We start from the raw sequence: 12,150 nt of genomic DNA, 5'->3' as shown, positions 1-12,150 counted from the left end.
AAATCGGACTATAGCTCCGATTTTTGGGACACGAGAACCGTCCCCATGTTCCGCTTTTTATTGATCATCTCAATTAATTTAATCACTTCCAGTGTTTCTTCTTTTGGTACTGGAGATTCTTTTGTCTGGAAAAAGGTGATGACTCGTTCTAATAAACTTGCGTAGAAAGGCTTGGTGTCTTTGCTGATATCGGCGAGATGAAATCCGTTTTTGGTATGGAGGGTAGCTCCGAATCTGGAGTGCCATTCGTACTCTCCCCGTATGATGGCGTGTCTGCCATCTTCCCACTCGATAATGACCGTTTCGTGCTCATTGCTTGTTTTTACGGTTACATTATTGGCGCCTGTTCCCATTGTGGCGATGACCATTTCGATCATATGAATACCATACCAGAAGTAGCCGGGCATGAGTGGTTGCATCGGCAGGGGTCCGTGAACATAGATTCCACTGATTTCGTCTTTCTTGTTGTCGATTACCGTATTGAATGAATCTGCATAACGCAGGGAGGAGGAGCTCATAATTGGGATGTTATGCTCTTCAGCCAAGGCATATATCTCCCTTGCTTCCTTCATGGAAAGTGCAAGCGGCTTATCAAGAAAAACAGGAATTTTATAAGGGAGCAGTTGTTTAAATAATTCAAGATGCTTCCGGCCGTCAACGGCTGTTAATAGAATTGCATCACTGGTTTCGGCTGTTTCTGCAATCGAGCTGGTAATCTTGACCGAAAGTTCATCACGCAGTGTTTCTGTGTAACCCTGGACACGGTCTTTGCTAATTGGCAGATCCTCGGAGTAGAAGGGAAAGGCATAGGCAACCTTGCCTCCATCTATATGAAAAGGGTGTTCGGGTCCGTTTAACAGCTTTGTGAATTCAAGGCAATGGGAAGTATCTAGGCCGATCATGCCAATTATTAAAGGTCGCATTCGTCTTTCCTCCTTATATTTTTAAAAGACTGCTGTCATTGAGACGGTATACTTGTCTCGGCCTGCCCCGTGTCGACATTTTCTCCATTCCGATAATGGAGATAAGCTCTGCATCGAGCCATTTCAAAATTATTCGGTGTGCGCTGCGGGCCGTAATTCCGAGTGTTTCGGCTAGTTCATGCGCTGTGAATTGGCTGTCTTTCTTCCGCTTTACCAAAGAAATAAGTTTTTGTTGATAAATCGCTGACATCCCGGCATCTTCTGCTTTTTTTAGCAATGTCTCGTCCGTGATATACAAAGGATAGGATATTGGGGCAGACACCTCTACCGGTCCGAACACACTGCGATCCTCCTTCACAATGAAGCAGCTTTCTCCTCCAAAATCTTTAGCCTGCATGAGTGCTATGCGGGCATGTGTGCCAGCTTCGTTCGCGGACAAACCGAACCCGACGCCCATCGACAATTTCATTTTCAGCTGTTTTTTTGCCTCATTAATGAGCGGAATCCATTTGTAGCCCTGCGTGATTCGCTCAAAGACGCCTCTCGTTGTAATAAACATATACTCATTGCCGCTGAGAGAGGTAAGATGTCCCTCGAGCTGTTCTACATAATCCAGTATCAGCCGGTATAAGCGGAGGTTCTGCCTCTGGATCAGATGTTCCGAAGTCATTTGATTCACGAGTTCATGGTAGCCATCGACTTGAATCAGCCCAAACACAATCTGAGATTCGCGATTCCTCCTTTTTTCCGTTGATAGAAGGGCCCTTTCAAGGGTCACGATAATATCCTCAACGGTTGGCACTGCCCACTGGGTTGGAACGTTCAGTCTCGTTAACTCGTCTGCCACCATCTTGACCCCGGTAATCGCTCCATTCGTTATCCCTGAAGTGAAGGAATTTTGGTGGAAGGAGATCATCTCTTGAATTCGTTCTAAATGGAAGGTTTCTTCATAAAAACAGACATTAAAGTCTTCGTTTAATTCCTTTAGTGCCCGATTAACCTCTGCAGCAGGCATTGTATCAATTGAAAGGCCAATGACCCTGGGCTGGGTTTGCTTGATTTTATATAAAGCCTTGTAAAGACCAGACCCTTTTAACGGGATATAGTGGGCAGGAATATGTGGAGGGATATCAGGTTTGGAGAGGGAATAGGGCGACCAGCCAGAATATAAAAGAACATCAACCTGGTCTGCCAGTTCCTTTGTGAACGCTGGAGCGTCAAGGATTTGGTTGGATAAGCGGAAAATAGGCTGAAAATTCGGGAACAATTGTAGACACTGATTAATCTTATCGAAAAGAACTTCAGGGCCGATGACCCCGATTTGAATTTGGCTCTGCATGCTATCCCTCCGGTAAAACTGAACACACTCCAGGCAGGAAGGAGTTCAGGAATATGGCTTTTTAATAGTAGTCTGTTAGTGATAACAGTTGCTTTTTAAACATCGATTATCACTAACAGAGCTTTTTGCAACGGGTCTTTAGGTTATTTTGTTGATTCAAAAAGTTGTTTTACAAAGGCATCGTCATTCAAATGCGGGTAGTCTTGATAAATCCGGTCAATCTCGTTATCCTGGCCAGGACTCAGTTTTTCTTTATCAAGCAGGCACCAATTTCCCTTAATCAAACCTTGCCGAGCAAGTACCTCGTTAATACCAGCAATGCAACCTTTAAATCTGTTAGATGAATCAAAGAATGCAGCATTAGCATCGGTAACTTCCTGTCCTTTGGTCAGGAGGGAAACTGGGATAGCATCCTGGTCTCGGACAGCTTTGATTTCATCGAACAATTCTACAGCTTTTTGTGTCCAGACAGCCCAGTGTCCAAGCAAGCCGCCAATAATCTGCTTTTTGACAGGCTGACCGTTGACATTGACCTGGTAAGTTGTTAAAAGGTCGTTGACAATATTATCATCGTTGCCCGTGTACAGGGCGATTTCTTCACAGCGTGAAGAATGGCAAACGGCTCTTACGACATCAAGTGTCTGATAGCGATTAAAAGGGGCGATTTTGATCGCATGGACGTTCGGGATTTCGGCAAACTCTTTCCAGAATTCATAGGAAAAAGTTCGTCCGCCTACCGATGGCTGTAAGTAAAAGCCGAAAACTGGGATTACGTCTGCGACCTTTCTAGTCCTGTCGAGAAGCTCGGCTTCCGAAAGTCCAGATAAACCACCATTGCTAAGCAATCCCATATCATAGCCCAATCCTTTGGCAATTTGCGCTTCTTCGACCGCCTGATCGGCTGGTCCGCATATACCTGCAATTTTTATGAATGGGCGAGTAAGGTTCTTCTTGTTAACTTCTTCTACAGCAAGGCGCAAAACCCTTTCGTAAAGGTTGAATTCAGGGTCCCTGATTTCAAATTGAGTGGTATGCACGCCGACAGCAACACCGCCAGCGCCAGCATCCATATAGTAGTTTGTCAGCCTTCTTTGGCCGTCCTCATCGAGGCTGCGGTCTTCGTTCAATGCCAGTGGGTGGGCAGGGATGACGGTTCCCTCAAACAAAAGCTGTCTAATGTTTTCTTTTAGCATATTAAAACGCTCCTTGGCGTTCTTGGAAATGTGTTGGCTTGTTCAGGACATATCCATCTTCCTTGACCCAGTCCGCAGTCCATGAAATCATCTGGTTCAAAGATACTTTAGGATATCCGAACATCTGGTGTGCTTTGGCAGAGTTATTCAACAGCGCAGTAGGCTGTTCTTCATTAACGAATGAGACTTCTTTATTGAAGGCCTTGCCAAATTGCTCTGCAAGCCATCTGATAGAAATCGTCTCAGGGCCAGTCGCATTCAGGATTGCTGGCGGGCTGTCGGCCAGTAACAGGGAACGAAGAGCATATTCATTGGCATCGCCCTGCCAGATGACATTCACATGTCCCATCGTTAAATCAATTGTTTTTCCTTCATATACCTGGCGGGCAATCTCGAGTAAGACCCCATAGCGCATATCGATTGCGTAATTCAGTCGGAAGATTGTCATTGGTGTGTTGTTTCGATGGGAGAAGTTCGTGAAGATTCGCTCCCTTCCGAGACAGGATTGCGCATACTCGCCAATCGGATTGACAGGGTGCTCTTCATCACAGCCAGCTTGCGAAACTGGTACAAGAGGGTAGACATTCCCGGTTGAAAAAACAACAATTCTGGAATCCTTAAACTTCTCGGCTACGCGTCCTGGCAGGTAGGCATTCATTCCCCAAGTGTAATGTTCATTGCCTTTTGTTCCGAATTTATTCCCGGCCATATAGATTACGTTTTTGACGTCTGGTAGATTTTGAAGATGATCGTCATTCAAGAGATCTGCGGCAATTGTTTCTACGCCAGCAGCTTCTAGCTCTTCCTGTAGAGTGCCAGAAGAAAATCTAGAGACCCCAATGACTTTCTTTGTTGAATTTCCTTTTCTCAATGCGCGGACAGCCATTTTTGCCAGCGTCGGCCCCATCTTTCCTCCTACACCAAGGATTAGGATGTCGCCATCAAGGCTGCACAAATCGTTGATCAATTCTATCGAGGGAATAGTCATGACTTCTTCAATTTCTTCAATTGTTTTCATGTAAAGCACCTCCAAAATTATTTGAGAAAGATATTAATAACATTGTTAACTGCTAGCAAAATCAGGACAATCAGTCCAGCGATTCCAAAGATATTTTTCCAAAGGGTGTTTTTTAACGATCCCATGATCTTTTCATCGTTTGCCACGACAAGGAGGGCTATTGCGATGAAAGGAACAATAACAATCGTAATCGCCTGGGCAAAAATGATCATATTAATCGGAGCAGCTCCAAAGATGATCCCAATCAGTGAGCCAAATGCCATGACGAGTAAAATGAGCCCCTTAACCGCTTTTGAGGAGAGCTTGCTGCCAAGTCCGAGCCCGTCAGCCAGCATGGATCCGCCAATGGTGGCATTCCCCATTTGAGACGAAAAGGAGGCGCCGAATAGCCCGACCATGAATAAAATTGTCGCCCAGTTCCCATAGAGCGGCTCCAAGGCTAAACCCATTTCAGAAACGGAATTAACGACGATACTCTGCGGCTTGAGGATGGCGGCTGCGCAAATCATGATCATCATCGAGATAAATCCAAGAATGAAAATTCCCCAATAGGTTTCCTTAATGCTCGAGCTGTTCTGCTGGAGCGTCCAGCCTTTTTCCTGGACAAGATAAGATTGATAAGCGGCCCCAACGATAGAAAAGCTTGTAGCTGTGAGCGCGATGATGAGAGGAAGTGAGCCATCTGGAATGATTGGGACAAATCCAGAAAAGATTTCAGTGATAGAAGGCTTTGTTAAAATGAGAGTAATCACAAAGGAGACAAGCATGACGAGAACCAGACCAAGCATTAGTTTTTCAAGGATTTTATAAAAGTTCTTAGCGAATAAAAGTGCCATGCCTAGCAATGTTATCGCTGTTATCCAAAATGTTGAAGAGAAGCCCGTAATTGTTGAGATTGCCAGCCCAGAACCTAGAGCATTTCCAGCCTGGAAAGATGCTGTAACGAGAAATGCTCCTAACCCAATTAAGAGTGAAGCGGGTTTACCCCATTTATTCTTCATAACCTGGATGAAAGACTCCTTAGTTGCAAGACCGATCCTTGTGCTCATTTCGGTATAAATCATCATAAAAAAGACGACAACTGCCAGCACCCAGATCAACTGCATACCATAAATAGCCCCAATTTTCGAAGACAGCGTCAAACTGCCTGGACCAAGCACCAGTGCTGATGTAATAAAAGCAGGTCCTAAAAGACTTAAAAAATTCTTCTTCTTTACTCCAGCTTCCTGACCCGGAGTAACAGGACTTTGGTTAATACCAGACTCCATTTCTAAACCCCTCCCTTAAATTGTATTAATAGATCAAGATATTCCGAATATTATTTTCCGTAAATTCAGAATTCTTATATTTCCATGTTATCTAGACAATTAAATTAAGACAATGTCTTTAATATGTCTTTAATTGGTACATAGGGAAGGTTCTCGTGTTTCAGGAACGTGAGAACCTTCCTCGTATTTCATGTAGGGCGAAAGTCCTGTTCTTTGAAAACGCTTTAATAATTTATTGATTTTTCTGATAATAAGTACTATTTTTAAATTGAATACAAGTAATATACATGTATTTTAACTCTTTTTCTATCCAAAAGGGAGGTGTGAGTTTAGATTTTTTAAAGAAAAATAGATTTCTTGAGGAGGAAATTATGAAGAAGATGACCAGATTTATCGTCTTTGTGTGCAGTGTTTTGATGCTGCAGCTAGTGCTGCCTTGGCTTCATCAGGAAACTAATGCTGAAGGGGCTGCTAAGTATATTCCTTTATTGAATCCTGGCTTTGAAGAAAATGTGGTGAACGGGAATATCCCTGGATGGGCACAGAATTTTGGGACAGGGGGCATTGCGATTGCAAATCATGAACACGCTTCTGGGAATCAAAGCCTGGAGCTTATCGATACGGACAGTAAAAATATTGGAATCATTAGTGACAATGTTCCCGTCAATCCTGGCTGGGAGTATATTGCTTCGGCCAAGATGAAGAGCACGGCTGGAGCGGGGGAAATTTACATTCGTTTCTTTGACGGGGATGGTAAATACATTACCGGGCTGAATAAATCTGTCCCAGGCCCGGTCAGCAATTGGATTGACATCCGGGTAAATGCTGTTGCCCCAGAGAATGCTGCTTCTGCCGCGCTATTATTTTACTCAGGGAAAGGAAATAAAGGTACCTTCTATTATGATGATGCAATGTTAATGGAGATTGAACCAATACAGTCAATTCAAGAAGTCGGCGAGGATTTAGGAATCCAGGTCTCAAAAACGACCGTCATGCTCGGGGACATTGGAAAGGACGCAAACGGCCGTGATGTCATCTATACAGTAGTGGCGGGAGCGCCAGCGAAATTTGCCATTGTTGATGTTGAAACGGAGACTTTGATCAAGAGTTATCCGCTTGAGGATACTTCGGGAGCTTGGGGAATCAAGGTGGCTGCCGACGGTACCGTATACTTAGGAGGCTACAATAAAGGTTATCTTTATCGTTATCTTCCAGAGTCAGATGAGTTAGTGAATTTAGGACATCCAATATCCTCAACCGATGCGGTACTGTATCCAATGGATATCGCCAGTGACGGGAAAATTTTCGGTGGTGCCTATAGCTCGGGAAGTGTATACCAGTATGATCCTGCTACTAAGGAATTCACGGACTTCGGAAGGATGGCTGACGGCCAAAGCTGGGTGAGAAGTACAGTCTATGATGAACAGAACAATAAAATTTACGCTGGTGTGGGCAGTAAAGCACATTTGATTGAATATGACATATCTACAGGCGAAAAGCGCAATATCCTTCCGCCTCAGTATTCAGATATTATTTCTGTTTACGATATGGGTTTGGTCGACGGGAAGCTGTTTGCCCAGAAGGAATCAGCCTTTGAAATGTTTGTCCTTGATACTGCCACTGGTGAACTGGTGGAAGCGACAAATGGAGATACAGGCGAGAAAACTTTTGATATTCCTGAATCATCACGTGGGATTTCAGGAAAATCACCGGTAGCTAACAAGGTGTATTTTACCCATTACGGAATCCTGTACGAATATGATTTGGATACAAATACATTCAAGTCGTTGGATGTGGATATTAAAGGAAGTGCAATTAGCTATAAGTTCCTTGAGCTAAATGAGGAAGGCTTCCCAGGCTATTCGCTTGTCGGACTATCCGGGAATGGGGGGAAGATGTATAAGTATAATCTAGAGACTGGAAATCTAAAGCTGACCGATTTGGTTCTGCCTTCAGAGCCTGCATTGATTCACGATATGTCCAAAGGGCCAGACGGAAAAATTTACAGCACGGGCTATCTTCCAGGAAATATGGGAGCATATGTCCCTACAACAGGTGAAAACATCCGCTTTGATGGCATCAGTCAAAGTGAAGGGATGGCCAATCTGAATGGAAAGATGTACTTAGGCATCTATCCGAATGCGAAAATGTATGAGTTCGATCCTTTCAAGGAGTGGAACCGGACCGATTCCAATGCGCTGAATCCGAATTTACTATTCAGCCTCGAGAAAAATGCGGATATCCCGGGGTATACTCCACAGGATAGAGCATTTGCGATGCTGGGTGTAGAAGAACATAATCAGCTGTTCATTGGAACCGTTCCTAAGAACGGGAATCTGGGCGGCGCATTTACGATTTATGAACCGGAAACGGGAAAGGACCCTGAAGTTCATTGGAACCTGATGCCTGACCAAAGTATCATTTCATTGGTTTATAAGAACGGCAAGGTTTACGGAGGAACCACTGTTGCGGGTGGACAGGGCTCTATACCGACAACAACTGAAGCCAAGCTGTTTGTATGGGATGTTGAAAAGAGGGAGAAAACAGCTGAATTGATACCTGTTGCAGGAAAGCGTGCTTTAACTGCTTTAACTGTTGGACCAGAGGGGAATATCTGGGGAATGGCTGATGGAGTTTTGTTTAAACTGAATCCTGAAACGAATGAGGTCATTGGACAGTATGAACTTGACCCGCTCGCTTCGAGCAACTGGCGCAACGCTACCCTTGAAGTTGGAACAGATGGAAATATTTATGGCATCATCGGCCATAAGTTTTTCAAATTCGAGCTGGAAACAGCGGCATTCGAATTCATTGCCGGCAATGTTGACCATCTGGCTCAGGATGACTTTGGAGCTTTCTATTTATCTAGCGGAAATAGACTTTATAAGTATGTTGATGAAGCTTTGCTAGTGAATCTAACAAGTGCGCAGCTGCTCGTAGAAGACCAAAAGCTGACGGTTGGCGACAGTCAGACTATTAAAATCAAAGGCCTTCTGGAAAAGCAAAGAAGTACGCTTGACCTTGAAGGCGCAGTAGTAGAATTCAAGATTGATAAACCCAAAATGCTTTCTGTCGAGAATGGTGTGATGACCGCGTTAAAAAGCGGAAGAGTAGAAGTCTCCGCCACGGTGAAGTTGAATGGCGTTACAGTCGAAACAAGGTCTGTTTCAATATGGATTAATAACGCTGGTGGGAATAAATAGGTTAAAGGTTTGCTATTAGACCTGGGAATGAGGTTTTTTCATTCCTGGGTTTTATTTTTTGCTGATTAAAAGCTCAATATAATAATGCCGGATGCGAAGATAATTTATCGCTCCAATTAGTTGTTGAAACTTTTCCCCTTATTATTTTTTAAATTATCAAATAATTAATTGAAAATGTAGGGGAGTTATAATACTATAAAGTAAAATGAAATACATGTTAAATACATGTATATATAAAGGTTGGTGGAAGAAAAATGAATATGGCGAAAGTCGGGTTGTATTTTGACCAGGAAGAAGCCGAGAAGCGGTGGGCTTCAGGTCAAAATGTATTTGAGGTATTTCTATTCGAAGTGTTCGAGCATCTCCGAATCCCTTATAAAAAGATAGGAGTTAATGATGTCCTAGAATCATTTGATATCGTATTAGCTGTCCTCGAAAGCAAGCAAACGGAGTCAGATGAGAAGCTGCTTGAATATGTAAGCACTGGTGGCACGCTGATATCTTATGGCGGATTGGAAGGCTTGAAAGAGATCCTTGGATTTGATTCCATTGCCGTGGATCAGAAAGGATACGCCTTTTTATCAAATGTTCTATCCCAAGACCTGCCACCGTTAAGGTATCTTGCTGCTGACCCATGGAATTCAGGGGCTGGTCTGCTGAAAGTTATACAAAAAGGTTATATAAGTAAAACGAATGCAGCTGCTGATAGTGCTGTTCCTGCTCTGCAGCAGATTGCATATGGAAATGGCTCGATCCAGCGATGGTCAATTAAGGTGCCGCGAACCATTGTCGGCCTGCAGCAAGGGACCCTTCCAGTTACCGAAGATGGCATCCCGGCTCCAGATGGGACAGCAAACCTGGATGAAAATTTATTAAAAGCGGATGATGGATTTGAATTGGACTGGGATATGGACCGCTCCCATACAGAAACAGGAATGCCATATTTCGCTCATCCGTATGCGGATCTGTGGAAGGAAGCGATTGTCGGGCATCTTTTTGCCTGTGCCGCGGAAAAATCAATGACGGTTCCTTTTATAGATTACTGGCCTGCTGATGTGAAGCATGTAGCGATGATTTCTCATGACAGTGATTTGAACTTAGATGAATCGGCCCTTATTACATTAGAAACGCTGAAAGCGGAAGATGTCCAAACGACTTGGTGCATGATTGCGCCTGGATACAATCCATCAATCTATGAAAAAATCAAAGCTGACGGCCATGAGCTTGCACTACATTATAATGCGCTCCATCAAGACGATGGTGTTTGGTCCGAAAAAGCCTTTTCCGACCAGCTTGAGTGGCTCAAAAAGGTGACAGGACTAAATCATTTCACTTCGAATAAAAACCATTATACGCTTTTTGAAGGCTGGGGGGAGTTGTTTTCCTGGTGCGAAAAGTATGGAATTGAAACAGATCAGACAAGAGGTCCGAGCAAGAAGGGAAATATCGGATTTTTATTTGGTACCTGCCACCCTTATTTTCCGGTTGCCTGGGCCGATGAAAAAAACCGTCATTATGATGTCCTCGAACTTGGCTTCCTGACTCAGGATTTAAACCACAATACTCTTGCTGACTCCAGTGTAATACAGCCATTTCTGGAGGGTGTTAAAAGGGTGAATGGCTTGGCTCACTTTTTATTCCATCAATATCATATCTACAATCAGCCTAAGGTAAGGGAAGCGATCGTCGAAATGATACGGACGGCCAGGGATCAAGAATTCACCTTCTGGACATCGAAGCAAGTCAATCAATGGGAACGAGCCCGGAGAAAGGTGGTAATTGAAGGGACCTCAGGTGAAATTAAAATTGACGGTGTTATCGGCAGAGACGACTTTGTCCTGCTCGTTCCCTTGGCAGCTAATCAGTGCTCCGATGATGAAGACACCGTGATAAGGTTCGGGTTCCAATGCCGTAAGGTCAAGACAGTATCGAATATGGTCTAGGTAGAGGGGAGGAAAGGATCATGAGTCATACTCGGTTAGCCATACATGGCGGCGAAAGTGTGAAAAAGACCGCTTTTGGAACAGGAAAGCGCTTCGGACTCGAAGAAGCGAGGGAACTGCTTGAGGCCCTTGAACAGAATACCCTGTTTTACCATTTCGGGGGAAAAGTGAAAAAATTCCTCTCAAACTTTAACGATATGTATCAGGTGAGATATAGTGTTGCTACTTCGTCAGGCACTGCTGCCCTTCATGTTGCTCTCGGTGCTGCTGGCGTTACTGCAGGTGATGAGGTGATCACGAGCCCGATTACAGATCAGGGGACGGTTATTGGAATCCTCTATCAAAATGCGGTTCCAGTGTTCGCTGATCTCGATCCACAAAGTTATAACCTGACAGCAGAAAACATAGAAAAGAAGATTACCGCGAAGACGAAGGCAATTCTGGTTGTCCATCTTGCCGGAAATCCGTGTGATATGGATCCAATCATGGAGCTGGCTCGGAAGCATAACCTTAAGGTCATTGAAGATTGCGCCCAGAGCTACCTCACCACCTACAAGGGGCAGTTAACAGGGACAATAGGGCATTATGGCTGCTTCAGCACAAATGATTTCAAACATATTTCTACCGGTGATGGCGGCATTGTTACCGTCAACTCAGGAAATGAGGCTGATTATTTTACCACGCATGCGTTTGCGGATAAAAACTATCACAGGCATGGGAATTCAGTGACGAAGGATTTAGAGTACCTGGCACCGAATTACCGTATGACAGAACTACAGGGAGCCGTCGGAATTGCACAGCTACAGAAGCTGGAATGGATCTGCACGAGAAGGAACGAGCTCGGTGGAAGACTGAATGAAGGCATAACAGGCCTGAAAGGCATCATACCGATGAAAATAACTGACGGGGGATGGTGCAGTTACTGGTTTTACATGTTAACGCTTAATTTAGACGAACTGAGCTGCACACGAGCAGAATTCTCTGATGCACTCACAGCTGAAGGGATTCCTAACCAAGCTGGTTATATCCCAAAGGTTCTCTATGCGCAGTCGTTATTTCAGGAAAGGCAAGCCTATAAGAATAGCCACTATCCGTTCGACCAGGGAACATATGATTATTCAGCGGGCAGCTGTCCTAACGCCGAACAAATCCTTAATACTGCTATTCGCCTAAACTTGAATGAGTTTTATTCTAATCAGGATATTGAAGAAATGATCATGGCTGTGAAAAAGGTAGCTGCCTATTATGCAAGGTGATGGTGAT

8 protein-coding genes are annotated in these 12,150 nt (G+C 44.1%); 3 read left to right on the top strand and 5 right to left on the bottom strand.

The features are described 5' to 3' along the window. Window positions 1-8 precede the first annotated feature (8 nt). The 5 genes from J7I80_RS20905 to J7I80_RS20885 all read right to left on the bottom strand — a co-directional run bounded on the left by J7I80_RS20905 (window position 9) and on the right by J7I80_RS20885 (window position 5,741). Window positions 9-923, bottom strand: coding sequence for a Gfo/Idh/MocA family protein (locus tag J7I80_RS20905; RefSeq protein WP_214741013.1), 915 nt, complete (start codon window positions 921-923; stop codon window positions 9-11). Between the two features lie 13 nt (window positions 924-936). Then, a complete protein-coding gene (locus J7I80_RS20900) occupies window positions 937-2,262 on the bottom strand; it encodes a GGDEF domain-containing protein (RefSeq protein ID WP_214741011.1) in 1,326 nt (441 codons plus the stop codon). 143 nt (window positions 2,263-2,405) lie between these two features. Next, complete coding sequence (locus J7I80_RS20895) at window positions 2,406-3,455, bottom strand: dihydrodipicolinate synthase family protein (RefSeq protein ID WP_214741009.1); 1,050 nt, start codon at window positions 3,453-3,455, stop codon at window positions 2,406-2,408. A gap of 1 nt (window position 3,456) precedes the next feature. Further along, a complete protein-coding gene (locus tag J7I80_RS20890) occupies window positions 3,457-4,473 on the bottom strand; it encodes an NAD-dependent epimerase/dehydratase family protein (protein WP_214741007.1) in 1,017 nt (338 codons plus the stop codon). 17 nt (window positions 4,474-4,490) lie between these two features. Beyond that, window positions 4,491-5,741, bottom strand: a complete 1,251-nt coding sequence (locus tag J7I80_RS20885) for an Nramp family divalent metal transporter (protein ID WP_214741005.1) — start codon at window positions 5,739-5,741, stop codon at window positions 4,491-4,493. 371 nt (window positions 5,742-6,112) lie between these two features. Between J7I80_RS20885 and J7I80_RS20880 the strand changes: the two genes are divergently transcribed. From J7I80_RS20880 to J7I80_RS20870, 3 genes are all read left to right on the top strand, one after another. Further along, on the top strand, window positions 6,113-8,944 hold the full coding sequence (locus tag J7I80_RS20880) for an NHL repeat-containing protein (RefSeq protein WP_214741003.1): 2,832 nt from the start codon (window positions 6,113-6,115) through the stop codon (window positions 8,942-8,944). Between the two features lie 254 nt (window positions 8,945-9,198). After that, entirely contained in the window at window positions 9,199-10,887 is a 1,689-nt protein-coding gene (locus tag J7I80_RS20875; protein ID WP_214741001.1) for a polysaccharide deacetylase family protein, read from the top strand. Window positions 10,888-10,907: 20 nt separating this feature from the next. Further along, window positions 10,908-12,143 (top strand): DegT/DnrJ/EryC1/StrS family aminotransferase, encoded by a 1,236-nt coding sequence (locus J7I80_RS20870; RefSeq protein ID WP_214740999.1) that lies wholly within the window; start codon window positions 10,908-10,910, stop codon window positions 12,141-12,143. Window positions 12,144-12,150 lie beyond the last annotated feature (7 nt).

The sequence above is a fragment of the Bacillus sp. ISL-41 genome (assembly GCF_018613235.1).
GTDB lineage: Bacteria > Bacillota > Bacilli > Bacillales > Cytobacillaceae > Mesobacillus.
The sequence above is the reverse complement of the archived record's forward strand: the minus strand, read 5'-3'. Positions and strand labels throughout refer to the sequence as shown.

Excerpts from the sequence above, each read along its gene's own strand:
- J7I80_RS20885 (WP_214741005.1), bottom strand. The coding sequence starts at position 5,741 with ATGGAGTCTGGTATTAACCAAAGTCCTGTTACTCCGGGTCAGGAAGCT.
- J7I80_RS20890 (WP_214741007.1), bottom strand. The coding sequence starts at position 4,473 with ATGAAAACAATTGAAGAAATTGAAGAAGTCATGACTATTCCCTCGATA.
- J7I80_RS20900 (WP_214741011.1), bottom strand. The coding sequence starts at position 2,262 with ATGCAGAGCCAAATTCAAATCGGGGTCATCGGCCCTGAAGTTCTTTTC.
- J7I80_RS20870 (WP_214740999.1), top strand. The coding sequence starts at position 10,908 with ATGAGTCATACTCGGTTAGCCATACATGGCGGCGAAAGTGTGAAAAAG.
- J7I80_RS20880 (WP_214741003.1), top strand. The coding sequence starts at position 6,113 with ATGAAGAAGATGACCAGATTTATCGTCTTTGTGTGCAGTGTTTTGATG.
- J7I80_RS20895 (WP_214741009.1), bottom strand. The coding sequence starts at position 3,455 with ATGCTAAAAGAAAACATTAGACAGCTTTTGTTTGAGGGAACCGTCATC.
- J7I80_RS20905 (WP_214741013.1), bottom strand. The coding sequence starts at position 923 with ATGCGACCTTTAATAATTGGCATGATCGGCCTAGATACTTCCCATTGC.
- J7I80_RS20875 (WP_214741001.1), top strand. The coding sequence starts at position 9,199 with ATGAATATGGCGAAAGTCGGGTTGTATTTTGACCAGGAAGAAGCCGAG.